This window comes from Pseudomonas fluorescens group sp. PF-1 (assembly GCF_054481335.1).
On the sequence record NZ_JBTMNG010000002.1, the window covers coordinates 2,984,159 to 3,010,325 of the forward strand.

Below are 26,167 nucleotides of genomic sequence, written 5' to 3' on the forward strand. Positions count from 1 at the left end.
TGAGAGCTGGCTTGTCGGGTCGCCGCATCGCAGCGAAGGCGGCCATGAACACACCTCGAGTGCGGCCGGACAAAACACACAAGAACAGCCTGAAGAATCCATACGAACTGCTTGAGGAGATCATCATGAACGCAGCTGTAGATGTTCTGCAGTCCACCCATCAGCACATCAACCGCGACCGTCTGTGGCAGTCGCTCATGGAATTGGCCAAACTCGGCGCCACGGTCAAGGGCGGCGTTTGTCGCCTGGCCCTGACCGACCTCGATCGCCAGGCCCGGGATATTTTCGTCAAATGGTGTGAAGAGGCGGGCTGCACCGTCAGCATCGATGCCGTGGGCAACATCTTCGCCCGGCGCCCCGGACGCAACCCGGACCTGCCGCCGGTGATGACCGGCAGCCACATTGACACCCAGCCCACCGGCGGCAAGTTCGACGGCTGCTTCGGCGTGCTGGCCGGGGTCGAAGTGCTGCGCACCCTCAATGATCTGGGCGTGGAAACCGAAGCGCCGCTGGAAGTGGTGGTCTGGACCAACGAAGAAGGCTCGCGTTTCGCCCCGTGCATGATGGGCTCCGGCGTGTTCGCGGAAAAATTCACCCTCGAGGAAACCCTGGCCAAGGTCGACGCCGAGGGCGTTACCGTGGGCGAGGCGTTGAACGCGATTGGTTACGCGGGGTCGCGCGCGGTCAGCGGCCACGCGGTGGGCGCCTATTTCGAAGCGCATATCGAGCAAGGCCCGATTCTCGAGGACGAGCGCAAGACCATTGGCGTGGTCATGGGCGCCCTCGGGCAGAAATGGTTCGACCTGAAACTGCGCGGCGTCGAAGCCCATGCCGGGCCGACGCCGATGCATCTGCGCAAGGACGCGCTGGTCGGTGCCGCGGTGATCGTCGGCGCGGTCAATCGCGCCGCCCTCGGCCATCAACCCCACGCCTGCGGCACGGTCGGTTGCCTGCAAGCCTATCCCGGTTCACGCAACGTCATTCCCGGCGAAGTGCGCATGACCCTGGACTTCCGCCATCTCGACCCGGCACGGCTGGACTCGATGATCGCCGAAGTCCGCGAAGTCATCGAAACCACCTGCGAGGAACACGGCCTGACCTACGAACTCACCCCGACCGCCGACTTCCCGCCGCTGTATTTCGACAAGGGGTGCGTTGAAGCCGTGCGCGGTGCGGCACAAGGCTTGGGCCTGTCGCACATGGACATCGTCAGCGGAGCAGGGCACGACGCGATCTTCCTCGCTGAACTCGGCCCCGCCGGGATGATCTTCGTCCCCTGCGAAGGCGGCATCAGCCACAACGAAATCGAAAACGCCGCGCCGGATGACCTGGCGGCCGGTTGTGCGGTGTTGTTGCGGGCCATGCTGGCGGCTTCGGCGGCGATTGCCAGTGGGCAATTGGCCGCTTGAAGCGCAACAGACCGTAACCCTCGGCATCCCGTGAAGGCAGTGCTGGTCGAACGCGTGCAGGAACTTCGCACGATTGCAGGCTCTGGCGGTCGTACTTGTCACCGGAGTGCAATTGCTCCGCCGCAGGTATGGAGATGCAATGAGCCAAGACGTCCTGACCACAGAAACCAGCCGCCGCCAATTGCAGCAGATCATCACGGGCTTGTCCGACGGGGTGATCCTGCTCGATCTCGACCAGACCATCGTCTGGGCCAATGATGCCGCGCTGGCCATGCACGGCATCGAGCGGATCGGAGAACTCGGGGCGAACGCCGGGGAATACGCGCGCCGCTTTGCCCTGCGTTATCGCAACCATCACCCGGTGCCGGTGGCCAGTTACCCGATCAGCCGTGTCGCCCGAGGCGAGACCTTCAGCGATGTGCTGGTCGAGCTGACCCCGGTTGATGACGAAGAACGTACCTGGGTGCATAAGGTGCGCAGCCTGGTGGTCACCGACAGCCACGGTGAGCCGGAGTCGTTGGTGCTGATCATGGACGATGTCTCCGAGTGGGCCAGCGCCGAGCAGCGCTTCGAGAAAACCTTCGCCGCCAACCCGGCCCCGGCGGTGATCTGCCGGCTCAGCGATTTGCGCTACATCAAGGTCAATCCCGGTTTCCTCGAAATGACCGGTTATGCCCGTGATCAGGTGATTGGTAGCTCCACTTATGAACTGGATATATTGGACCAGGCGCAAGACAAGGACCTGGCCAAGCAACGTTTGCGCGAAGGCGCGACCATTCCGCAAATGCAGGCCGAACTGCGCGTGGCCGGCGGGGGTAGCAAGCAGGTCATCGTCGCCGGCCAGCCGCTTGAGCTCAACGATGAGCCCTGCATGCTGTTTTCCTTCGTCGACGTGGAGCCGCGGCGCAAGGCTGAAGTCGCCCTGCGCCAGAGCGAGGAGCGCTTTGCCAAGGCATTTGGCCTGACGCCCGTGCCGATCCTGGTGTGCAGTGCCAGCGATCAGGTGGTGATGGATGTCAACGAGGCGTTTCTCGAATCCCTCGCGTATCCCCGCGAGGAAGTGCAGGGCAAGACCATCGCCGACATCGACTTCATCCACGATAAGGGCGCGAGGACAAAACTGTTCAGCGCCCTGGAGAAAACCGGACATCTGGATCGGGTTGATGTTCGCGTTCGAAAGAAAGATACCGAACTGATGGATTGCGCGGTTTCCGCTGACACCGTGAACATTCAGGACAGTGCCTGCTACCTGCTGGTGTTGATGGACATCACCGAGCGCAAACGCACCGAGCTGGAGTTGGTGTCGGCCATTGAAGAGGTGATGAAAGACGCTTCCTGGTTCAGTCGCACGCTGATCGAAAAGCTCGCCAACGTGAAGCACGTCAACTCGCCGCAGTTGCCCAGCGTGTCCTTCACTGACCTGACGGCCAGGGAGCGCGATGTGCTGGAGTTGATCTGCGAAGGCCTGGCCGACAAGGAAATCGCAGCGCGCCTGAAGCTGGCACCGAACACGGTGCGCAATCATGTGGCGACGGTGTACTCCAAGCTTGATGTGCACAGTCGTAGCGAGGCGATTGTCTGGGCACGCGAACGCGGGTTGTTTTCCGGCACATGGAGACAGAAGGGCCAACGGTAGGTGCAAATGCACTAGGTGATACGGTGCAAATTCACGTTCTGGCCAGCAGGTGGCAAGCCTTAGGCTGAGCGCGTGCGAATGACATTTTCGGATCATTCGCACGCTCCGAAATCGCTAAAAGGACCAGCCATGCACCTACAACGTTATTTCTGCGCAGCCGTTTGCCGCCGAGTGCCACCGCAATGATGAGCCTGGCGCAACTGCGGACGCAGCTTGAGCGAACCTTTTCACCATTGGCCTGTGAATGTGCGGTTACGGGCGAACACTCGTTGACCATCAAGCTCTATCACCCGGTGACCGGGCAAGTTGATCTGGTGGTCAGCGGTTTGAACATGACGAGGCTGCAGACGCCCGAATCGATCGCGACGCTCATTGAAGAGCTGCGTTATGAACTGGAGAGCAACAGCCTGCAACGCCCCGACCCGGTGGTGTAGGAATCGTCAGGTTTTCCCGGTCTGGACGGCTGGTTACGCGATAAGAATGTATAAAAGTGATCTTTCTGCACCTGCCCCGTGAACTTTTGGGCGGTGTTTTGTTGTCACACCCCTGTGTACATCCTTTTCTCGCGGGTCATCCTATGAACAGTCTTGGGAAACGCGTTTTTGCTCCAACGTCGCTTGTACTCTGCGCCTTGATTCTCGGCGGCTGTGCCAGTCCGCCTCCGCCACCTCCCGCCGCACCGCCTCCACCCCCTGAACGCACCTGCCAGACCCTGGATAAAACCGATGTCATGGGCGATGTGAGGGCCGAAGGCGAGGTGACCCGGGTCACGACGACCACCCGCTGCGTGACGCAGTAAAGCGGGCACAAAAAAGGCAGTCCCGAGGACTGCCTTTTGCGCATCTGCTGAACCGGGATCAGGACAGGAAGCCACCGTCCACATTCAGCGATACACCGGTGGTATAGCTCGACGCATCGCTCGCCAGATAAAGCACGGCGCCCGCCATTTCGCTCGGGTCGGCCACGCGCTTGAGCGGAATCTGTGCCAGCGCGGTATTGAGGATGGCCTCGTTCTTGACCAGCGCCGAAGCGAACTTGGTGTCGGTCAGGCCCGGCAACAGGGCGTTGCAGCGGATGCCGAACTGCGCACATTCCTTGGCGAACACCTTGGTCATGTTGATCACGGCAGCCTTGGTCACCGAATAGATGCCCTGGAACACGCCCGGCGAGACGCCGTTGATCGAAGCGACGTTGATGATGCTGCCGCCGCCGTTTTCACGCATCAGCTTGCCGGCTTCCACCGACATGAAGAAGTAGCCGCGAATGTTCACGTCGACGGTTTTCTGGAAGGCGCTCAGATCGGTGTCCAGCACGTTGCAGAACTGTGGGTTGGTCGCCGCGTTGTTGACCAGAATGTCCAGACGCCCGAATTGTTCCTTGATGGCGGCGAAGACCTGGCTGATCTGCTCCATTTCACCGATATGGCAGGCGATGGCGGTGGCCTTGCCGCCCGCGGCGATGATTGCGTCGGCCACGTGCTGGCAGCCCTCGAGTTTGCGGCTCGAAACGATGACATGGGCGCCTTGCTGCGCCAGCAGCTTGGCGATGGCTTCACCGATGCCACGGCTGGCGCCGGAGACGAATGCGATCTTGCCGTCGAGGTCGAACAACTGAGTCTTGGACATGGGATTCCCTTATGAAAAGTCTTGTTTTCGAGTCAAATGCCGGGTTGCGGCCAATGCTGTTCAGTTGAGCCCAGTCAGTGCGCGTTATCGTTCACGATTTTCGCGCGCAGGCTCGCTCCTGCAGGGATCGCGTACGGTCACAGGCTGGATTTCTGGATGACCTGCAGGCTCATCTGCTCCAGCAGTTTGTTCATGTGAATGAACTGCGCGAAGCGTTTGTCCTGGGTCTGGCCATGGTAGAAGCGGTAGTAGATCTGCTGCACGATGCCGGCCAGGCGGAACAGGCCGTAGGTGTAGTAGAAGTCGAAGTTGTCGATCCGGATGCCGGAGCGCTCGGCGTAGTAATCGACGAACTCGCGGCGGGTCAGCATGCCCGGCGCGTGGCTTGGCTGGCGACGCATCAGTTGCACCGGCGCCGGGTCACCGGCTTCGATCCAGTAGGCGAGGGTGTTGCCCAGGTCCATCAATGGGTCGCCGAGGGTGGTCAGTTCCCAGTCGAGCACCCCGATGATCTGCATCGGGTTGTTCGGATCGAGGATGACGTTGTCGAAGCGGTAGTCGTTGTGGACGATGCTGGAGGTCGGGTGATCGGCCGGCATCTTGTCGTTGAGCCAGGCTTTGACTGCTTCCCACTGTGGCGCGTCGGGCGTCAGGGCTTTCTCGTAGCGGTCGCTCCAGCCTTTGATCTGGCGTGCCACGTAGCCTTCGGGCTTGCCGAGATCGCCCAGGCCGTAGGCGTTGTAGTCGACCCGGTGCAGCTCGACGAACTTGTCGATAAAGCTCTTGCACAAGGCTTCGGTTTTCGCGGCATCCAGGCCGAGCTCCGGCGGCAGTTCGGAACGCAGGATGATCCCCTTGACCCGTTCCATCACGTAGAACTCGGCGCCGATCACTGATTCATCGGTGCAGTGCACGTAAGCCTTGGGGCAGTAGGGAAAACCCTCGCGGAGCTGGTTGAGGATGCGAAATTCGCGGCCCATGTCGTGGGCGGACTTGGCTTTGTGGCCAAAGGGCGGGCGACGCAGGACGAATTCCTGTTCGGGGTATTCCAGCAAGTAGGTGAGGTTCGATGCGCCCCCAGGGAACTGGCTGATCTGCGGCAAGCCGCTGAGGCCTGGGATGTGCGCCTTGAGGTAAGGATCGATCAGGCTGGCATCGAGTTCTTCGCCGGTGCGGATACGGGTGGACTGGTCAGTAAGCGCCATGCTTATCCCTTCTGCTTATTCTGGAGGCCTGAAACTATTGACTAATCTAATGCGCCCACCCGGCACCCACAACCATGAACGGCCCTTATAGGTGAGCGTGTTGCCGGGCAATCATTATTTTTGATACGCCTGTTTGAATTGTCCTACAGGACCGCGTTACTGATACGGGTCGGCAATTCAACCGGGGTGAGCACCGGTTGCCCGGAAAAGAACGCCACGAGGTTGCGGCCCACCAGTTCAACCGTGCCTTCGATCGCTTCCGGGGACAATCCGGCGACGTGCGGGGTGAGCACCACATTGGTCAGTGACTTGAGTGCATCCGGCACATGAGGTTCGGCATCGAAGACATCCAGTGCGGCCCCGGCGATGCGGCGTTGTTCCAGGGCGCTGATCAGGTCGGCGGTGACCACCACGCTGGCCCGGGCAATGTTGACCAGAAAGCCCTTGGGCCCGAGGGCGTCGAGCACCTGGCGATTGATCAGGTGTTTGGTGGTCAGGCCTCCCGGAGTGGCGATAACCAGAAAGTCCGAGGCGCGCGCCAGTTCAGTGGGCGTGGAACAGAAGGCGTAGGACACGTCGCTGCGATGTTGCCGGTTGTGGTAGCTCACGCTCATGTCGAAGCCGTTGGCGGCGCGTTTGGCGATGGCCATGCCAACGGCGCCGAGGCCGAGGATGCCCAGGCGTTTGCCGGACAGGGAAGGGCGCATGATCTTCGGCCACTCGCCCCGACGCACGGCAGCGTCGCAGCGCGGAACATCGCGTACCAGTGACAGCAGCAGGGCCATGGCATGGTCCGCCACTGAAGAGGCGTTGACCCCGGCGCCATTGGTGACGGTGATGCCGCGGTCGGCCGCCGCTTGCAGGTCGACATGCTCATAACCGGCGCCGATCACGCATATGATCTTCAGATTGGGCAGGGCAGCGATTTCATCGGCATACAGGCCCAATGGGCCGCGGGTCAGGACCGCGTTGATCTGGCCGCTGTGCCGGGTGATGGCCTCGGCGCGTTCGGCAGGCGTAGGCGCCAGTATCAGGTGAAAGCCCTGATGTTCGAGGATGGGCAGATAATCATTGATGGTTTCGACCAGTACCAGAACGGTTGCAGGCATGCTTGGCTCCCTGTGGGCATCGGTATTTTGGACTCGAACATCGGTGGAGATTGCTGGCTGCCGGACGTCCTGGCAATCAGCAACATCGGTGCCGCGTCACTCAGTGTAGGAGCTGGCGCGGCAGGCGAGGGTTTTCTGTGGGGTGGCCAGGCATTCAGCGTGGGGCAGGGGATGCAGGCTCCGCGCCGAGAAAGCCCTTGGCCGCCTCCAGAATTTCATCCGACAGGGCGTCGCCACGCGTGGCGCGGGCCAGCGTCAACGCTCCGACCATCAGCGAATACTGCGCCAGCGCTTGCTGGCGGTTACGGGCGGCGTCGTCCGAGTCCATCAGTTGACTCAGGGTGTCGAGCAGCCTGTTCAAGCCGGTCATGAACGTCTCGCGCAAGGCGCTGTCGGCAGGCTCGTGGCACATGTCACCGGCAAACGCCACCACCGGGCAGCTGTTACCCGGGTTGTCGCGGCTGGCGGTCGACAGGTAGGGCTCGATCAAGGCGCGGCGTGCGGTGGCGTGGTCCTCGGCCGCCACAATCCACTCCCGCCAGCGCCCTGCCGCCTGTTCGAACGCCCGGCCACTGGCCTCAACGGCCAGCGCCTCCTTCGATTCAAAGTGACCATAGAACCCGCCGTGGGTCAGCCCCGCCGCGCCCATCACATCGACGACGCTGATCCCATGCAGGCCGCGCTCGCGAAACAGCCGCGTGGCCGCCTCGACGATGATTTCGCGGTTGAGGTCGGCTTGCTTGCGGGAGACTCGGGGCATGGGTGGGCTCACAAAAATTCAAATGGGACATCAGATCGCGTATTGAGCAATGCCATTACCGCACGACCCGTTCTCTTGCTTCACTTCCGCCAGATTAATGAAAACGTCTTCAAGGCGCACCGCCAGTTGCGCGTCAAGGCGCTCGACGATGGTTTTACAGCGCTGTGTCATCGCGAGCAAGCTCGCTCCTACAGGGCCAGTAGCTTGTTAGATTTCAGCCACCTGGCACCACCGTTCCTCACCTAAGTCTTTGCTTCTGTTCACTAATCCCGGACAATCGCGCCCCTGTTTCGGCCAGGGCGCTACCTGTCGGGTACTCCGACGCGTTCTGACCGGGTGGCAAGTGACCGGAATGTGGAGATCCCACCGGATGAATGATCAGGCCAATAGCGTTAACGAACGCTATTTAGACGCGACACCAGCGACCCTTTCGAGCTGGAATCGCCAAGACACCACCTGGATGCTTGGCCTGTTTGGCACGGCGATTGGCGCCGGCACCCTGTTTTTACCGATCAACGCGGGCGTGGGCGGCTTTTGGCCCTTGCTGGTGCTGGCGCTGCTGGCTTTCCCGATGACCTACTATGCGCACCGCGGCCTGACCCGCTTCGTATTGTCGGGCCGTGAAGGCGCGGACATCACCGAAGTGGTCGAAGAGCATTTCGGCATCCAGGCCGGCGCGCTGATCACCCTGCTGTATTTTTTCGCGATCTTCCCGATCCTGTTGATCTACAGCGTGGCCCTGACCAACACCGTGGGCAGTTTCCTGGAGCATCAACTGCACATCATGCCGCCGCCCCGCGCGCTGCTGTCGCTGGTGCTGATACTCGGCCTGCTGGCCGTGGTGCGTTGTGGCGAGCAGGTGATCGTCAAGGCCATGAGCCTGATGGTGTACCCGTTCATTGTCGCCTTGCTGTTCCTGGCGGTGTTCCTGATTCCTCACTGGAACGGCGGCATCCTGACCACGGCCAGCACCTTGCCTGAGCCCTCGGCGCTGCTGCACACCCTGTGGCTGGCGATTCCGGTGATGGTGTTTTCGTTCAACCACTCGCCGATCATCTCGGCGTTCGCGGTCGATCAGAAGCGTCGTTACGGCGACCACGCCGAAGAACGCAGCTCGCAAATCCTGTCCCGTGCCCACGCCTTGATGGTGGTGATGGTGCTGTTCTTCGTCTTCAGTTGCGTGCTGACCCTGTCCCCGGCACAACTGGCCGAGGCGAAGGCGCAGAACCTGTCGATCCTGTCGTACCTGGCCAACCACTTCAGCAACCCGACCATCGCCTTCGCGGCGCCGTTGATTGCCTTCGTGGCCATTTCCAAGTCGTTCCTGGGCCACTACATCGGCGCCAGCGAAGGCTTGAAAGGCCTGATCGTCAAGAGCGGCAAACGCCCGGGCGCCAAGGCACTGGACCGCATCGTCGCGGCGTTCATGCTGGTGGTGTGCTGGATCGTCGCCACCCTCAACCCGAGCATCCTCGGCATGATCGAAACCCTCGGTGGCCCGGTTATCGCGGCAATCCTGTTCCTGATGCCGATGTACGCAATCCGCAAGGTACCGGCCATGGCGCGCTATCGCGGCCAGGCGTCCAACGTATTCGTGGTGGCGGTGGGGCTGGTGGCGATTACGGCTCTCGTCTACTCGTTGACGGCGTGATTTAAAGATCAAGAGATCGCAGCCTTCGGCAGCTTCCGTAGAAAACGGTGTTTTCTCCCAGGTGCTGCCAGAGGCTGCGATTTTTTTTGCTTCGGATTGAAGGACGGCAGCGAAAACCCGCAGTCACCTGCCCCACCGAAACCCCTCGCCATAACGTCCTCCTTCCTCTATTCACAGTCCGCGTTGTACCTCGGCAAAAATCTCGGTGATAGGCCGTCGCGGCTGGCGTTTTTGCAGCTGCCGCACCTGTTCGCTCAGCCGCAGCAATTCCTCACTTGGTTTGGCCCATTGATTTTTCGGCAGCGGCTCCGACCATTCGCGCATGGCGTCGGGCAGTGCCTGTTTGCCGATTTCTTCGAGGCGGCGCACTTCCCACTCGACGAGGCTGTTGGGGATCGTCCACAAGGTCATGACGTGGTACAGGTACCAGAAGAAACCCGATGTTCGGCTGCGCGAACCGTCGCGGATCTGCTGGTGCATACGTGCGCGGGCGTTGCGGAAAGTGTGCAAGCCTTCGTGGGGCGGGTCGTCGGGGCCTTGCAGGTCTTGCAGGTCCTGGATGGATTTGAGGTCGTTGACTTCGTATTCCATGTAACCGCGAATGGCTTCCCAATGACTGATGGCCAGAGGCAGGCCGGCGCATTGGAATTCGAGGCTGGTGAGGGTTTCGCCATGCTGGTAACCGATGCCCATGCCGTACTGGCGGTGGATGCCGTACTGGGTAGCACCCTGGGCTTCGATGACCCAGGCCGAGAGGGATTCCCAGGGGACGAAGAGTGGCTCGGTCGCGCCTGAGGGCATGAAGCAGACTTCACGGCGTTGGCGGTTGAAGCGGGTGGGGATGAGGGTGGAGCGTTTTGTGTGGTTGTGGTGCCAGACGGCTAGGCCGATGGATAACAATACAAAGGCAGTTTGCAATCCTAGTTCTGACGAAGGGAAAAAAACCTGCTCCGCGAACTCCCAGGAATACAACAAGTCGTACCCTAAAACGAGTCCGAAGAAAAAACTAAATAACGGCAACAAGAAAGCAAACATAAAGGTCATTGTTAGCGGGCCGCCGAATATGACTTGCCAAGAAAATATTTGCGGCGAACCCAACCCAAAGTCCATGTACACATCATTCAACTCACCAATATGCGGGCCGTAGGGAGGCATTGGTGTTGGTAGTGGTAGCGGCGCCAGATAGGTCATTTTTCCGCTGGGAAACGGTTCGATGTCTCCAGCTTTTTTGGGCTGTTGAAGCTCAGTCGCGCCGATTGGCTTGTCGTGATTATTCGGCATGGTCGGCTTGCTCCAGAAACTCGGTTTCGACCAGCACAACCGACGGTCTCTCTTGTTCTTTCTGGTGGACAGCGACCCCACTGAGCACCTCTGGAAAACCACTCATGCGCGATGTTTTCTGTTGGAGGGCGAGCGCTGTACCTCGGCAAAAATCTCGGTGATAGGCCGTCGCGGCTGGCGTTTTTGCAGCTGCCGGACCTGTTCGCTCAGCCGCCGCAATTCCTCACTTGGTTTAGCCCATTGATTTTTCGGCAGCGGCTCCGACCATTCGCGCATGGCGTCGGGCAGGGCTTGTTTGCCGATTTCTTCGAGGCGGCGCACTTCCCACTCGACGAGGCGGTTGGGGATCGTCCACAAGGTCATGACGTGGTACAGGTACCAGAAGAAACCCGATGTTCGACTGCGCGAACCGTCGCGGATCTGCTGGTGCATGCGTGCGCGGGCGTTGCGGAAGGTGTGCAGGCCTTCGTGGGGCGGGTCGTCGGGGCCTTGCAGGTCTTGCAGGTCCTGGATGGATTTAAGGTCGTTGACTTCGTATTCCATGTAGCCGCGAATGGCTTCCCAATGGCTGATGGCCAGCGGCAGGCCGGCGCACTGGAATTCGAGGCTGGTGAGGGTTTCGCCATGCTGGTAACCGATGCCCATGCCGTACTGGCGGTGGATGCCGTATTGGGGGGCGCCCTGGGCTTCGATGACCCAGGCCGAGAGGGATTCCCATGGGACGAAGAGTGGCTCGGTCGCACCTGAGGGCATGAAGCAGACTTCGCGGCGTTGGCGGTTGAAGCGGGTGGGGATGAGGGTGGCGCGTTTTTTGTGGTTGTGGTGCCAGACTCCCAGGCCGATGGATAAGCTAACTAGAGCTCCGAAAATGGCGTATTGATAGATGACAAAGAAAAAATCAACGACGACCTCCCATGAGTATGCAAAGTCGTAACCGAACATTAGTCCCATGGAACCTATAACAGGTGGAAATACAAACGCGATCATAAAAGCGATACTGAAGGGGCCACCCAAAGTCATTTGCCACATAAAGACCTGCGGCGATCCCAACCCAAAGTCCATGTACACATCATTCAACTCACCAATATGCGGGCCGTAGGGAGGCATTGGTGTTGGTAGTGGAAGCGGCGCGAGATACGTAATTTTCCCGCTTGGAAACGGTTCAATGTCTCCAGCTTTTTTGGGCTGCTGAAGCTGCGGCGCGCCGATTGGCTTGTCGTGATTATTCGGCATGGTCGGCCTTCTCCAAGAACTCGGTTTCGACCAGCACAACCGACGGTCTCTCTTGTTCTTTCTGGTGGGCACCAGCCCAACTGTGCACCTCTGGAAAACCACTCATGCGCGACGTTTTCCGTTGGAGGGCGAGCGCTGTACCTCGGCAAAAATCTCGGTGACAGGCCGTCGCGGCTGGCGCTTTTGCAGCTGTCGCACCTGTTCGCTCAGCCGCAGCAATTCCTCACTCGGCTTGGCCCATTGCTCTTGCGGCAGCGGCTCCGACCATCCGCGCATGGCGTCGGGCAGGGCTTGTTTGCCGATTTCTTCGAGGCGGCGCACTTCCCACTCGACGAGGCGGTTGGGGATCGTCCACAAGGTCATGACGTGGTACAGGTACCAGAAGAAACCCGATGTTCGACTGCGCGAACCGTCGCGGATCTGCTGGTGCATACGTGCGCGGGCGTTGCGGAAAGTGTGCAGGCCTTCGTGGGGCGGGTCGTCGGGGCCTTGCAGGTCTTGCAGGTCCTGGATGGATTTAAGGTCGTTGACTTCGTATTCCATGTAGCCGCGAATGGCTTCCCAATGGCTGATGGCCAGCGGCAGGCCCGCGCACTGGAATTCGAGGCTGGTGAGGGTTTCGCCATGCTGGTAACCGATGCCCATGCCGTACTGGCGATGGATGCCGTACTGGGTGGCGCCCTGGGCTTCGATGACCCAGGCCGAGAGGGATTCCCAGGGGATGAAGACGGGCTCGGTCGCGCCTTCGGGCATGAAGCAGACTTCGCGGCGTTGGCGGTTGAAGCGGGTGGGGATGAGGGTGGCGCGTTTTTTGTGGTTGTGGTGCCAGACTCCCAGGCCGATAAAGAGACCGACAAAGAACGTGATGAGGGCTTCTCCATATGAAGCTAAGAAGATCCCTACCATGGCGCTACTGATATCGTTCCATCCATCTCCATATAAGAGTCCCAAGAAGCCTCCTAGGAACGGGAAAAGAACAACAATGATGAGGAGAACATTTAAAGGCCCACCAAAAATAATTTGCCATGAAAACACTTGCGGCGAACCCAACCCAAAATCCATGTAAACGTCATTCAACTCGCCAATATGCGGGCCGTAGGGAGGCATTGGTGTTGGTAGTGGAAGCGGCGCGAGATAGGTCATTTTCCCGCTTGGAAACGGTTCAATGTCTCCAGCTTTTCTTGGCTGCTGAAGCTGCGGCGCGCTGGCTGGCTTGTTGTGATTATTCGGCATGGTCGGCTTGCTCCAGAAACTCGGTTTCGACATGCAAGACCGGTGGCTTCTCTTTGACTAGCTGTGAAGCAACTACCGAGAAATGGCCTTCACCACGAGGATCTACATGTATGACAGAGGTACGCGACGTCCACTCGCCTTTGGCATTCAACGTCTGAACACAGACGGCCAGTTCCAGTGTTTCTTTCGCTGGTGTGTACTCGGCGCCGGGATTGACCGGATATCGAAGACAGAGCACCAAGCCTTCTGGGGTTGATTTGACGATGCGCAGGCTGCTCACGACCTCGTCGCTGATTACCTCCTTGCGTTCCCGTGGTGCTCCCTGGCTATGCAAGGGCATGGAAATACGGTGGGCACCGATACCCAGTCGATGGGTCGGCTTGCCGCCAAAGGGAGGCAGGAGGTTTTCCAATGTCACCCTTGGCAGCACCAGATGGATATCGCTGAGTTTGGCTTTGAACAGCAGGTTTTTCAGCCAGGAGTCGTACGGGTTCGGGCCCAGTTGCGCGTAGGGTGCGTGTATCACATAGGCTAGATAACTTTGATACTCATCCAGTGAGTGGTCGCCGCGCATTTCGGCATCCCGGCTCCAGGGGGTGGTTTTCAGCCATTTGTCGTGGGCGCTGAGGTTGTAGCGGTTGAACAGCCAGGCGCCGCTCAGTTCAAGCACGGTGAACAGTGCGCCTGCCAGATTGAAACGGAAGAACACGGTGGAAAGGCGTGTGCCGGCGGCGGCCCAGGCGGCTTTTCGTGCGGCACTGTTCGGGGCAGTCAATACGTTGAATGTGGCGTGGACAGTATTGGTCATGCCATAGGCGTTAGCCGTGACCATGCCGCCTGCACCTAATGTGGCTAATGCAGCGGCGCCTTGTGCAGGGCGATTGCCGCTTCGAGTTGCCTGTTCCCAGTTTTTTCGTTGGGAATTGAAGCTAGCCATCGAGGAGAAGAAACCGAAAAGATAGGTGAGAGCACCTAGTCCGATATGTAACCTCCCCATCTGCACGTGTATGTGCTGCAAGGCATGATGCTGAAGCCCCGTAACAAGTGCTGTGCTACGCGCTTTCATGGCTGTATCAGTAAGACTTTGCGCGGCAGTAAACCCCGCAGCTCCCGTCGCAGCTACCGCATTTTTGAATGGTTTCCATACCCGCTCATTGCGAGTTTGTCTGCGAACTTCCCTGTAAGCCCCCACCAAATTCACCACCTGCACCAACACCACCACCAACCCCATCCCTTCAGTCTTCACCAGGCTACCCGTCGACACTCCGCCCAGCCCTGACCGAATATTCCCCAACAAACTCCGCAACTCCTGCTGCTGCGCCGGCGGGAACAGCACCGTCACGCCGGCCCGCGCCGGGGTTGCGCCGTACAGCCGTGCCGACTCGTCCGGCAGTTCCGTAATCGGGCTCAATGCCTTGGCCAGCCGTCCTTCGATCAGCGCCAGTTGCGCCCGCACCCGCACGATTTCGTGCTGCAACTCCACGGCCCGCGCGGTTTTGTGGCCCTGGCGGTTTTTGTTGCGGGTCAGTTGGTTGCGTTCGCGGTTCAGGGTTTTCAGGTAGTCGCGTTCACTGAGCAGGTCCTTGATTTCCCGTTGCAAGGCGGCCTGTTCGGCGGGGCTGGCGACGGTGAAGGTCACACCGCTGGTTTTTGCGGCATCGAAGAGCCGCAGCTTCAGGCCCTTGGGCAGGCGCTGGAACAGTTCGTCCAGGTCGGGGATTTTCTCCGCCGCGAGGTCGAAGCCTTCCAGTACGCGGGCCAGGCCCAGGTTCAGCGCCGGGCTGTAGGTGTGCTGCACGGCCTCGGCGACGGCGCGGGTGTGGTCGGGCAGGTCGTCGAGGGCCGGCAGCTGCGGTTGCTCGATTTTCCGCAGTTTGGCCAGCCACTCCGCCAGGTTGTTGAACATCGCCATGCCGGCGTTGAACAGCGTTGAATACTGCCCGACCTGCTCGGATTGCAAACGCAGCGGCAAGGTGTAGAACAGCGCTCGGGTCAGCTCCGGGTGTTCCTCCAGATAGCCCAGCAATTGCTCGGCGGCCGCGTCGCTGCGGCAGAGGTCCTTGAGGCAGGCGTATTCGGCGGTGAACGCCTGGCCGAGTTGCGCCGGCACTTGTGCGTCGTAGTACCAGGCCGAGCGATGGTAATGGCCGGCGCACAGCAGTTGCGTGCGGTCGGCGGTGATGCGGTCGAGCAGGTGGTTCCAGCGGCGGAGGTCGTCGCGATGACGGTTCAATGCCTCGTCCATCGCCGGGCGGTCGATCAGGTCGTTGACCCCGCGCTTGCCGCTGAGCACCGGGCCGTCGAGCACGTTGCGCATGCGCAGGTCCTGATCCTTGCCCAGATCGACCAGCGCCGACAGGTGCCGCTCGACGAAGTCCTCGGGAGCGACCGCTTCGAAGTACTGACGGGTGTAGTAGCGTCGATCCGCGTCGGCCATGGCCCGACCGTGGGCGGTGAAGTCCGGCGCGACACCGTCAAAGCGGTTCAGCTCCAGCGCGCGGTCGAGGGTCTTGTCCCGTAATTGCTCCAGCTCCGGGGAGGCGGCGGTGTCGCTCGGCTCGATCTTGCCGCCCTTGTTCAGGTAGTCGAGCAAGGCCTTGCGGGTGTTCTCGCGATCCGGCTCGGGCAACTGCTCCAGTTCGGCAAACACGGCTTTGGCCTGCGGCTGGTCGTTGGCCTTGGCCAGACTGTCGATGTCCTGGTCGCTGAGCTGACTCAGGGACTCGATGTAACAGGCCAGCAGGTAATCGCGCTGGTTGTTGTCGGCGTTGCTCCAGTCATCGACCCAGCCGACCACGGTGTCCTGAAAGTCGGCCAGATCGCGCATCACGCCGAGGTCATCGTTGACCAGCAGAAACAGCGTGTCGTCCTGATAAGGCGCGCGCACCCGTCCCAGGAATTCGCCGATGTGTGCCGCGCGGAAACGCCGCGGTTGCTCCCACAGATAAGGCTCGCGTTCGTGTTCGGGGGCGTCGCTGACCTGCACGGCGGGCAGCTCGACCTGGCCCGTTTGCGGGGCGGTGGCCGGTTCTGCGCCGGTCGCCACTTCCGCCAGCCATTGTCGGGCCTGGGCGACGGTGAGCAAGTGCTCGCCACCCAGCTGGCAATGTACCGGCCCGAGGTCGACCACCTGCATGAAATGCTTGCGCTCCTCGGCGCTGTCCAGCACCTGACGGCATTTGGCGGCACTCCACTGCACCTCGGCGAAGGTCACGTACAGGGTGCTCTTGCGGGAAAAGATCAGCGCCGGGCGTTCTTCGATGGCCGCTCGCTGATCCTCGTGAACCGTTTTGCCTTTGTGCAGCAGCGCGCTGACGACACCGTCGAGCACCCGGTACTCGTACAGCTCGCCGCTGAGGCTGTCGATCAGGTACAGCCAGCCATCGCGCAGCAGGCGGACGCCCAGGGGGCGGGCGGTGAGGGCGTAGGGCATCTCCAGTTCGGCGCCGGGGTCGAGGGTTTTTTCCACCAGGCCGTAACGCAACGGCAGCAGTTGCACATGGGTTTGCCGCAGCGGGCAGGCAGCGGGTGCGCCGATGGGTGATTTCGAAGCGGCGGCGGCCGCGAGGTTGGCGGGGTGTTGGTTCATGATGGGCCTCGTTCAGACGCCCATTGATGGGCCAGGGCCGCAGCCAGCGCGACGCGCTCGCCGGGTGATTGCAGGGAGGGCGTGTGGAGCAAGTGGCGGATGTGCGGGTGCCGGTCGAGGTCGTCGCCCTCCAGCCAGGCCACGACATTGGCGTAGTAAAACAACTCGGATTGACCCTGCAGCCCGAGGGCAGAGGCCTGGACCTCCAGCTGTTCAAGCCTGGCCCAGCGCTGGGCCAGACTGTCGCCGGGGTGGCGTTGGGGAAAATGGCTGAGCAGATGTGCGTCGAGTTCAAGCAGTGTGCGCCGGTGATCAACCTGATCCAGCGCCGCGATCTGTTCCGGGCTGAGTCGATAGGGGGCGGGCAGCGCGGGGCATTCGGGGTGTCGAGGGCGATGACTGTGCCAGACCGCGTTGACGCAGTCGGCCGTCACCACCCAGGACATCGGGCCGAACAGACTTTGATCGGCGCTGGCCAACAGGGCTCGCATCACGGCGGCATCGGCCAGTCGCAACAGTACCGACAGGCCTTCGGACAGCTCTACGGTCAGCAGCTTTCTTAAATGTTCGGCGACGACTTGGGGTGGAGCCGGGCTGAACAGCAGCACACCGCACTCCATGGGGGCGTGTTGCATGAAAAACTGCATCACGGCGTCGTCCGGTTGCTCGACGGCCACCAGCAATGGCGAGACATCGCGCAAGGCGCTAAAAGGTGGCTGGTCGTACAGGGGCAGGGTGAGTGCAGCGCGGTTGAGCCGTTTTATCCGCGATGGCAAGTCGCTCAGCGTCGCGCCATCGAGCAGCACAAAGGCCTGCTGCTCGCCCCATGGCAGATTTTCAGGCAAGGAAGTCGAAAGGCTCATGCCTGGGCGGCCTCGCAGATCAGGCAGCGCGAGGCGCGGGTCGACACCAATGCGTGGCGCTGCTGAACCGCATCGAACGCCACCTTCAGCAATGGCAATGCGCCCGGTACCAAGGGTTCCGCCAACAGGCCCACCGCCGGAGCGCCACCTTCGACAATCGCCACGCTGCTGAAGATGCCTTCAGGCCCCAGCGTCAACCAATGCCCGCCGGCCTTGATCGTCACATGGGCGCCACCATCGATGACCACTTGCTGGCCGGCACCGAGGTGCACATGCTGGCTGGCGCTGAGTCGCTGACTGGCGACACGAATATGACGGTCGCCTTGCACCGACAGATGATCATCCTGTTTGAGTTCGGTCAGGCGATTGCCGTGGGTCAGGTGATGTTCATCACTGCGCAGCTCATGGCTGGCAATGCCGCCGACCACCACCGACAGCTGGTTGTCGACCTGGATGCGTTGGTCGTTGAGCACATGCTGGACATAGTCGCGCTGGGCGCGAATGGCGATTTCTTCGGCGCCTTTCCTGTCCTCGATCCGCAGCTCGTTGTAACCGCCACCGCCGGGGCTGCTTTGGCTGCGCAGGATGCTGCGCGTCTGTTCCGCCGGAAGGTCCAGCGGCACCGGGGTGACGGCATTGGGCAGGCAACCGAGGACAAACGGTTTGTCGGGATCACCTTCGGCGAATCCCACCAGCACTTCCATGCCGACCCGTGGAATCTGCACGCTGCCGTAGCGATCATGGGCCCAGCCCGTGGCCACCCGCAGCCAGCAACTGGTCCGCTCATTGAGCTGACCGTCCCGGTCCCACATCATCTGGACCTTTACCCGGCCGTAGGCATCGCAGTAAATCTCTTCGCCGGGCGGGCCGGTCACCACTGCGTGCTGGTTGCCGGGGATGCGCGGTTTGGCGTGTTTCAGTGCGGGGCGGAATATCACATCCCAGGGCGTCGCGACAAAGTGGTTGCGGTAGCCCTGAATGAAGCCATCACCGTTGTCGGAGGCCGCCGCTGCCTCCTCCAGCACTTGTGGCTGTCGACCAACGTGCACGACGCGGGTCAGTAGCCATAAACCGTTGCAGTCGGGTCGCGGGTGCTTGCTCATCTCGACGAAGCTGCCACTGCGCATCAGGCTCTGGTCGCTGCGGCCGTTGCCCTGACGGTAATCGGCGCGATGCCGCTCCAGGGTGCGCTGGCTCAGGTGCTCACCACGATCGCGAAGGGTGAACTGCCCGGGAAAGCCGTAATCCTCCAGCACGGGAACACGCGGCTCGGCGGCCTCGGCCTCCAGTTGCACATTGGGTTTTTCGAAGTGGTAATTGCGGCGGCTGACTTGGGTGGTGCGGGTTTCCAGGCGGACATTGAAGCGGTCGATCACCGTTGCGTCGGCGACCATGCCGCTATCTTGTGCGTAGGCTGTCGGCGCGTCAGGCAGGGGGAAGACGGTCTGGTCGTCACCGAAGACCAGGACGTGTCCATCGGCGTTGTGCTGGAAATGAAAGTGCAGACCTTCTTCCTCGCATAACCGATGGATGAAATCCAGGTCTGACTCGTTGTATTGCACGCAGTACGGGCGGGGTGGGTAGTCGGCACTCACCTGGAAGCGCCAGACGTCGGGCTGCATTCCATGATCGCTCAGCACGCTTTGGATGATTTGCGGCACGTTCTGCTGCTGAAAAATTCGCTGGTTGTGACGATGCGCCAGATAGGCGAGATGCGGCACCAGCGTCATCTGATAGCGGGTCAGCCGGGCGCCGGAATCGCCTTGGGCGACGCGATAAACCTGCCCATGAACACCGCTGCCGTCGGGACCGAAAGAGAGATGGGCCGGCAGGTGCAAAAGTGATTCGAGATCGAGGTCTCGGCGTTCACTGACCAGTTCCAGTTTGACCTCATACGTCTCGTTGAGCGCCTCGGTGAACTTGAACTCAAACACTTGAAAGTCGTGGGGGACGCCCTGGATATCGAGCTTGTAAACGACGGGTTTGCCGGCAATGAGCATTCACATTTCCCTGTGTTTTTTTTAAGGCACGGGACTTTGCGCGGGTCCACGGCTTGGCGCAGTCAGGCGAATCGCTTTGATGTGTAGGACGATTCCGAGATTGAGTGGCGCCGCAGGGGCAGTCCATCGGGCGTCTGCGACGGGGCCAGCGGGAACAAATCCTTTAGCCACAGACGGCGATCGTTTGCTTTTGCGCTACAGTGGCGGCTGCACGTATCACGCGTGCAGCGGTTTTCTTGTCTGGAGACAGTGGCTTGTCGAGTGCCCCCAACCCTGTTGAATCCACCCATCGCTGGCAGGATGTTCTGGCCGGGCTGTCGATTGCCGGTCTGTTGCTGCCCGAGGCGGTCGCCTATTCGAGCATTGCTGCGTTGGCGCCGCAGGCCGGGGTGATCGCGCTGTTTGCCGGGTTGCTCTGTTATGGGCTGTTCGGCACCAGCCGGTTTGCCATTGTCTCGGCCACTTCGTCGGCGGCGGCGGTGCTGGCGGCGGCGACGGCGACCCTGGCCAACGGCGATCCGCAGTTGCGTTCGACCCTGGCGGCCGGGCTGGTGCTGGTCACCGGCGGGCTGTTTCTGCTGGCCGGGATCTTTCGCTTTGGCAGTGTCACGTCCTTTATTGCCAAACCGGTGTTGCGCGGGTTTGCCTTTGGCCTGGCGCTGACCATCATTCTCAAACAGGTCGCCAGTGTGGTCGGTGTGCATCTGATCGACGCCAACCTGGTGCGCTTCGCCCCGCAATTACTCGCACAACTGCCGCAATGGAACTGGCCGGCAGCCGGTGTGGCGGCGGTGGCGCTGGTGTTATTGCTGTTGTTTTCGCGGTTTCCACGGGTGCCCGGTGGTTTGCTGGTGGTGGTGATCGGCATCGCGGCTGGCCAGTGGCTGAACCTGTCGGCGTATGGGGTGAAGATGATCGGACTCATCGACCTGAGCCTGGAAGTGCCGAACCTGCCAGTCTTGCCATTTGCCGATTGGCTGCGTTTGGGCGAAGTGGCGTTTGCCATGGTGATGATCCTGTACGCGGAGTCCTACGGCTCGATCAGTGCCTACGCGCTCAAGCATGGTGACCGGGTCAATTCGAACCGCGACATGCTGGCACTCGGGGCCTCGAACCTGCTGTCCGGCCTGTTCCATGGCCTGCCGGCGGGGGCAGGGTATTCAGCGACATCGGCCAACGAGGCGGCGGGTGCCACGTCACGGCTGGCCGGTGGCGTGGCGGCGCTGGTGGTGTTGCTCATCGTCATGACGGTACTGCCGTATATCGCCTTGACCCCGGAGCCGATCCTCGCCGCCATCGTCATTCATGCATTGGCGCGCGGGTTGAGCCTGCAGCCGTTGGGGCGATATTTCATCTGGCGGCGTGACCGTGTGCTGGTGATGTGCGCCGTGGGCGCGGTGTTGGTGCTGGGGGTGCTGGACGGCTTGCTGGTGTCCGTGGCGATCAGCGTGCTGCTGATGCTCAAGCAAATGTCGGCGGCCAATATCCAGATTCTCGGCCGGATCGACGGCGGGCACGACTTTGTCGACGTGCAACGTCATCCCGCGGCGGAAACCGTGCCGGGCGTCCTGGTCGTGCGACCGGATGAAGCGTTGTTTTTTGCCAATGTCGAGCGGATTCTCGGTGCTGCCTTGCACTTGATCCGGCACCCACCGGCACCGATCCATACCGTGATCCTCAGTCTGGAAGAGTCCCCTGATCTGGATGGCACCAGCATCGAGGCGATGCAGGAGTTTTTCGTCCGGGTGCATAACGAAGGCAAACGACTGATTCTGGCGCGTCTCAAGGACAGTGCGGAAACGGTATTGTCGGCGTTGCCCGAAGTTCGGGCCAACGGGGTGATGCTCAGCGGGCTGAGCGTGGATGGCGCTGTGCAACGAGCCTACAAGGATTAAGGCATGACCTGTGGGAGCAAGCGCGCTCCCACAAGGGGCATGCCACAAAAGCCTGGGCATAAAAAAACGCCGCTCATCTCACGATGGGCGGCGTTTTTCATTGCCTTGCAGCGTTAGGCTTGAACGACCGGGATGTTGGCGTTCGCAGCCGCTTCGCGGAACTCGGCGATCTGGTCGAAGGACAGGTAGCGGTAGACATCAGCCGCCATGCTGTCGATCTTGCCAGCGTATTCCATGTACTCCTCGACGGTCGGCAGGCGACCCAGGATGGAAGCCACCGACGCCAGCTCGGCCGAAGCCAGGTAGACGTTTGCGCCGTCACCCAGACGGTTCGGGAAGTTACGGGTCGAAGTCGACACGACAGTCGAGTTCGGCTCTACACGTGCCTGGTTACCCATGCACAGCGAGCAGCCCGGCATTTCCATGCGCGCGCCAGCCTTGCCGTAGATGCCGTAGTAGCCTTCTTCGGTCAGTTGGTGAGCGTCCATCTTGGTCGGCGGCGACAGCCACAGACGGGTAGGCAGCTGACCTTTGACCTGTTCCAGCAACTTGCCGGCAGCGCGGAAGTGACCGATGTTGGTCATGCACGAACCGATGAACACTTCGTCGATTTTCTCGCCAGCAACGCTGGAGAGCAGGCGAGCGTCGTCCGGGTCGTTCGGCGCGCAGAGCACAGGCTCCTTGACGTCGGCCAGGTCGATCTCGATGACTTCGGCGTATTCAGCGTCTTTGTCCGCTTCCAGCAGCTCAGGGTTGGCCAGCCAGGCTTCCATCGCTTGAGCACGACGCTCCAGGGTACGCGCATCGCCGTAGCCTTCGCCGATCATCCAGCGCAGCAGGGTGATGTTCGACTGCAGGTATTCGGCGATCGACTCTTTGGACAGCTTGATGGTGCAACCGGCAGCCGAACGTTCGGCCGAGGCGTCGGACAGTTCGAACGCTTGCTCGACGGTCAGTTTTTCCAGACCTTCGATCTCCAGGATGCGACCGGAGAAGGCGTTCTTCTTGCCTTTCTTCTCTACGGTCAGCAGGCCAGCCTGGATCGCGTAGTAAGGAATGGCGTGAACCAGGTCACGCAGGGTGACGCCTGGTTGCAGTTCGCCCTTGAAGCGAACCAGGATCGACTCAGGCATGTCCAGCGGCATGACGCCGGTGGCTGCGGCGAACGCAACCAGACCGGAACCGGCCGGGAACGAGATACCGATCGGGAAACGGGTGTGCGAGTCGCCACCGGTACCGACGGTGTCTGGCAGCAGCATGCGGTTCAGCCACGAGTGGATGATGCCGTCGCCCGGACGCAGGGAAACGCCGCCACGGGTCATGATGAAGTCAGGCAGGGTGTGGTGGGTGGTCACGTCGATCGGCTTAGGGTACGCCGCGGTGTGGCAGAAGGACTGCATCACCAGATCGGTCGAGAAGCCCAGGCACGCCAGGTCTTTCAGTTCGTCACGGGTCATTGGACCGGTGGTGTCCTGGGAGCCCACGGTGGTCATTTTTGGTTCGCAGTAGGTGCCTGGACGAATGCCAGTCACGCCGCAAGCCTTGCCGACCATTTTCTGCGCCAGGGTGAAACCCTTGGTGCTTTCAGCCGGTGCTTCAGGCTTCTTGAACAGCGTCGAAGGTGGCAGACCCAGTTCGGCGCGAGCCTTCTCGGTCAGGCCACGGCCGATGATCAGCGGAATACGGCCGCCGGCGCGAACTTCGTCCAACAGGACCGGAGTCTTCATTTCGAAGGTGGTCAGGACTTCGTCGGTACCGTGCTTGCAGACTTTGCCAGCATGCGGGTACAGGTCGATCACGTCGCCCATGTTCATGTTGGAGACGTCGAACTCGATTGGCAGTGCGCCGGCATCTTCCATGGTGTTGTAGAAGATCGGAGCGATCTTGCTGCCGAAGCAGAAACCGCCTGCGCGCTTGTTCGGCACGTAAGGAACGTCGTCGCCGAAGAACCACAGTACCGAGTTGGTAGCCGATTTACGCGAAGAACCGGTACCGACCACGTCGCCGACGTAGGCGATCGGGAAGCCGGCGTTGCGCATTTCTTCGATCTGCTTCATCGGACCGGTGACGCCTTGTGCGTCAGGCACGATGCCGTCGCGAGCCATTTTCAGCATGGCCAGGGCGTGCAGCGGGATGTCTGGACGGGACCAGGCATCCGGAGCAGGGGACAGGTCGTCGGTGTTGGTCTCGCCGGTAACCTTGAACACGCGCAGGCTGATCTTGTCGGCCAGCACCGGGCGCTTCACGAACCACTCGCCGTCAGCCCAGGATTGCAGTACGCCCTTGGCGTGAACGTTACCTTTCTTGGCTTTTTCAGCGACGTCGTGGAAGGCGTCGAACATCAACAGGGTGTGCTTGAGTTCTTCGGCCGCTACTGGTGCCAGTTCGGCGTCGTCCAGCAGGTTCACCAGGGTCACGATGTTGTAGCCGCCCTGCATGGTGCCGAGCAGTTCAACAGCGCGTTTTTTGTCGATCAGAGGGGATTTGGCTTCGCCTTTGGCGATGGCGGACAGGAAGCCGGCCTTGACATAGGCTGCTTCGTCCACTCCCGGTGGAACGCGATTGGTGATCAGGTCAACGAGGAAAGCTTCTTCGCCAGCCGGGGGATTTTTCAGCAGCTCGACCAGGCCTGCAGTTTGTTCGGCGTTTAGCGGCTGGGGAACGATACCCAGTGCTGCACGCTCTTCGATATGTTTGCGGTAGGCTTCAAGCACAGTATTACCCTCATCAGTGGTCCCAAATGGGTGTCCGGGACGCTCATCCAGAAATTGCCGTACTCATGCGCTTCATGGCGTTGTGAGCCACTTAGCCAGAATTACCGGCAATTTCTTACAGAAGCTGCTTTCAAAGTTTTACGCCTGCAGAACGGGAGCTGATGAGGGTTGGCGTCGGGTTTTTCCCCGCTGGAAAAAACCTTTCGCCAACACCGTTCTGAAGGAACGACTGTGCTCGTGACGCTTTGAAAACAGCTTCCAACGGACATTGGCGCCTAAAAAGGCTGGCTGATTCTACGGTAAAAAAAATTTAAAGGTAAGTCGGGCTCTATTGGACTTTGGTGGAGAGCCGACCCCGGAATGTTGACGCGCCGGATGCGCAGAGCGTTGAGGGGTGATCAATGGCGGACAAAGGGCTAACATGCCGCTCTGTTTTGCTTTTTCGCGTTCTCCCCTATGCCCAATCAGACCATCAAGACCCCTTGCGTCGGCCTCTGCTCCACCGTTTACGGTGATCTGGTGTGCCGTGGCTGCAAGCGTTTCCATCATGAAGTGATTCACTGGAACGGCTACAACGAAGACGAAAAGCGCGCGGTATGGCTGCGTCTTGAGCAGTTGTTGTCCCAGGTGATGGCGGCCAAGGTGGAAATTTTTGATCCGGCGCTGCTCCGAATGCAGCTGGAGCAGCGCAAGATCCGCTTCGTGCCCCATCAGTCGGAATACTGCTGGGCGTATCAGTTGATTGCACGGGGCGCGCGGGTGATCAACGACCTGGAAGCCTACGGCATGGTGCTGCTGCCGGAGTTTCGCGACTGGAACCTGCCGGAGCTGCGGGACGCCATTGATCGGGAATTCTTTTTGCTTTCAGAAGCGCATTACCAGCGCTATATCGCGCCGGGGTTTCTGAACGATGCGTTTGGCGGCTAAGAGCATCGCGGGCAAGCCCGCTCCCACAGGTTTTTCATCGATTTTGTGGGGGCGGGCTTGCCCGCGATGGCAATCTGCCAGGCGCTGCTGGGCTTAATGCTTGCTCGCGATTTCATCCAGGTGATCCTCGACTTCCTGCGGCTTGAGCACCAGCACATCGCTCTCCACCGCATCGAGCACCACTTCCGCCGTATTGCCGATCAGCGTCCCTGAAATCCCCCTGCGCGCCACGGTGCCAATCACCGTCACAGCCGCCTGCAGCTTGTGCACCATGAACGGGATCAGCACGTCCGCCGGGCCTTCGGCGACGTGCAGGTGTTCATCGTCGACGTCGAACTCCGCCTGGAACGCCTTGCACTGTTCGCGATAGCGCGCTTCGATGGTTTCGCTGAGCTGGAAGGTCGGGTCGGCCGACGACAGCATGGGCGACGGATGGGCGCTGATGACATGCAAGTGCGCTTTGGCCATGCTGGCAATGTCATAGCCGTAATCGATGATGGTGTTGTGCAGATGGCGGTGCTCACTGTCGATGTTGCCGACATCGACGGCCGCCAGAATCACTTTGTCCTTCCAGGAACCTGCGGTTTTCACCAGCAGTACCGGAGTCGGGCAGGTGCGCAACACTTTCCAGTCTTCCGGGGTCAGCAGGGCCTTTTTCAGCGGGCTGTCGGGGTAATGCTGCTTGATGACCAGACCGCAGCCTTCGGCTTGCTGCACCGTGACGATGGTTTCATGCAGGCTGCTTTCCCAGGCCTGTTCGGTGGTGACGCTATAGCCATCCGCCACCAGCGCCGCCTTGAGCACACCGAGCATGGCGCTGTGGTCGTGCTTGCGGTCGCAGACCAGCAGGTGCAAATGAGCCTGGGTCACACCGGCAATCAATTTGGCGCGCTTGAGCGCGAGGCTTTCCGAGTGCTCGGGTTCAAGAACCACCAGAATGCTGCGAATGGCTTGCATGATCGGGATCTCCGGAAAGTAAGGACTGCGTGAAACTACTATAGATGCTGGTCGCCTGCACGGGACTTGACGCATATCAA

18 protein-coding genes and 1 pseudogene are annotated in these 26,167 nt (G+C 60.7%); 6 read left to right on the forward strand and 13 right to left on the reverse strand.

The features are described 5' to 3' along the window. Positions 1-125 precede the first annotated feature (125 nt). The 3 genes from ACX3YD_RS28615 (at position 126) to ACX3YD_RS28625 (ending at position 3,479) form a co-directional block, all read left to right on the forward strand. On the forward strand, positions 126-1,409 hold the full coding sequence (locus tag ACX3YD_RS28615; RefSeq protein WP_458961638.1) for a Zn-dependent hydrolase: 1,284 nt from the start codon (positions 126-128) through the stop codon (positions 1,407-1,409). Positions 1,410-1,548: 139 nt separating this feature from the next. Further along, positions 1,549-3,045 carry a helix-turn-helix transcriptional regulator gene (locus tag ACX3YD_RS28620; RefSeq protein ID WP_458961639.1) on the forward strand — a complete coding sequence of 499 codons (1,497 nt, stop codon included), beginning with the start codon at positions 1,549-1,551 and terminating at the stop codon, positions 3,043-3,045. A gap of 182 nt (positions 3,046-3,227) precedes the next feature. After that, the gene (locus ACX3YD_RS28625; RefSeq protein ID WP_103404305.1) at positions 3,228-3,479 is read left to right on the forward strand and encodes a DUF1652 domain-containing protein; all 252 of its coding nucleotides are present in this window, start codon (positions 3,228-3,230) and stop codon (positions 3,477-3,479) included. A gap of 423 nt (positions 3,480-3,902) precedes the next feature. On the opposite strand, the gene ACX3YD_RS28630 is transcribed toward ACX3YD_RS28625, so the two are convergent. From ACX3YD_RS28630 to ACX3YD_RS28650, 5 genes and pseudogenes are all read right to left on the reverse strand, one after another. Beyond that, positions 3,903-4,670, reverse strand: a complete 768-nt coding sequence (locus tag ACX3YD_RS28630) for an SDR family oxidoreductase (RefSeq protein ID WP_090468870.1) — start codon at positions 4,668-4,670, stop codon at positions 3,903-3,905. 137 nt (positions 4,671-4,807) lie between these two features. Beyond that, positions 4,808-5,875 carry a phosphotransferase family protein gene (locus tag ACX3YD_RS28635; protein WP_458961640.1) on the reverse strand — a complete coding sequence of 356 codons (1,068 nt, stop codon included), beginning with the start codon at positions 5,873-5,875 and terminating at the stop codon, positions 4,808-4,810. Positions 5,876-6,018: 143 nt separating this feature from the next. Continuing rightward, positions 6,019-6,984, reverse strand: coding sequence for a 2-hydroxyacid dehydrogenase (locus tag ACX3YD_RS28640; protein ID WP_047528244.1), 966 nt, complete (start codon positions 6,982-6,984; stop codon positions 6,019-6,021). A gap of 154 nt (positions 6,985-7,138) precedes the next feature. Beyond that, on the reverse strand, positions 7,139-7,744 hold the full coding sequence (locus ACX3YD_RS28645) for a TetR/AcrR family transcriptional regulator (protein ID WP_103404308.1): 606 nt from the start codon (positions 7,742-7,744) through the stop codon (positions 7,139-7,141). A 30-nt stretch (positions 7,745-7,774) separates the two neighbouring features. Then, a pseudogene (locus ACX3YD_RS28650) lies at positions 7,775-7,900 on the reverse strand (tautomerase family protein); the annotation flags it as partial. Positions 7,901-8,114: 214 nt separating this feature from the next. On the opposite strand from ACX3YD_RS28650, the gene ACX3YD_RS28655 reads away from it, so the two are divergent. Beyond that, on the forward strand, positions 8,115-9,395 hold the full coding sequence (locus ACX3YD_RS28655; protein WP_103404309.1) for a serine/threonine transporter: 1,281 nt from the start codon (positions 8,115-8,117) through the stop codon (positions 9,393-9,395). 171 nt (positions 9,396-9,566) lie between these two features. Here the strand turns inward: ACX3YD_RS28655 and ACX3YD_RS28660 are convergent, their stop codons facing one another. From ACX3YD_RS28660 to ACX3YD_RS28685, 6 genes are all read right to left on the reverse strand, one after another. Further along, a complete protein-coding gene (locus ACX3YD_RS28660; RefSeq protein ID WP_458961641.1) occupies positions 9,567-10,676 on the reverse strand; it encodes a hypothetical protein in 1,110 nt (369 codons plus the stop codon). A gap of 102 nt (positions 10,677-10,778) precedes the next feature. Then, positions 10,779-11,909: a hypothetical protein gene (locus ACX3YD_RS28665; protein WP_458961642.1), complete on the reverse strand. Its 1,131-nt coding sequence runs from the start codon at positions 11,907-11,909 to the stop codon at positions 10,779-10,781. A 102-nt stretch (positions 11,910-12,011) separates the two neighbouring features. After that, entirely contained in the window at positions 12,012-13,142 is a 1,131-nt protein-coding gene (locus tag ACX3YD_RS28670; protein WP_458961643.1) for a hypothetical protein, read from the reverse strand. After that, complete coding sequence (locus ACX3YD_RS28675) at positions 13,132-16,731, reverse strand: toxin VasX (protein ID WP_458961644.1); 3,600 nt, start codon at positions 16,729-16,731, stop codon at positions 13,132-13,134. The genes ACX3YD_RS28670 and ACX3YD_RS28675 overlap by 11 nt, the downstream gene beginning before the upstream one ends. Further along, a complete protein-coding gene (locus ACX3YD_RS28680) occupies positions 16,728-17,594 on the reverse strand; it encodes a DUF4123 domain-containing protein (protein ID WP_458961645.1) in 867 nt (288 codons plus the stop codon). The genes ACX3YD_RS28675 and ACX3YD_RS28680 overlap by 4 nt, the downstream gene beginning before the upstream one ends. Beyond that, the gene (locus ACX3YD_RS28685; RefSeq protein ID WP_458961646.1) at positions 17,591-19,594 is read right to left on the reverse strand and encodes a type VI secretion system Vgr family protein; all 2,004 of its coding nucleotides are present in this window, start codon (positions 19,592-19,594) and stop codon (positions 17,591-17,593) included. Before ACX3YD_RS28685 ends, ACX3YD_RS28680 begins: the two co-directional genes overlap by 4 nt. Before the next feature lie 254 nt (positions 19,595-19,848). Between ACX3YD_RS28685 and ACX3YD_RS28690 the strand changes: the two genes are divergently transcribed. Then, positions 19,849-21,489, forward strand: coding sequence for a SulP family inorganic anion transporter (locus ACX3YD_RS28690; RefSeq protein WP_458961647.1), 1,641 nt, complete (start codon positions 19,849-19,851; stop codon positions 21,487-21,489). 113 nt (positions 21,490-21,602) lie between these two features. On the opposite strand, the gene acnB is transcribed toward ACX3YD_RS28690, so the two are convergent. Further along, complete coding sequence (acnB, locus tag ACX3YD_RS28695; RefSeq protein ID WP_103405607.1) at positions 21,603-24,203, reverse strand: bifunctional aconitate hydratase 2/2-methylisocitrate dehydratase; 2,601 nt, start codon at positions 24,201-24,203, stop codon at positions 21,603-21,605. Between the two features lie 456 nt (positions 24,204-24,659). On the opposite strand from acnB, the gene ACX3YD_RS28700 reads away from it, so the two are divergent. Then, on the forward strand, positions 24,660-25,130 hold the full coding sequence (locus ACX3YD_RS28700) for a DUF1289 domain-containing protein (protein ID WP_458961648.1): 471 nt from the start codon (positions 24,660-24,662) through the stop codon (positions 25,128-25,130). Between the two features lie 93 nt (positions 25,131-25,223). Here ACX3YD_RS28700 and ACX3YD_RS28705 read toward each other — a convergent pair whose 3' ends face one another. After that, entirely contained in the window at positions 25,224-26,087 is an 864-nt protein-coding gene (locus tag ACX3YD_RS28705; protein ID WP_458961649.1) for a universal stress protein, read from the reverse strand. Between the last annotated feature and the right edge of the window lie 80 nt (positions 26,088-26,167).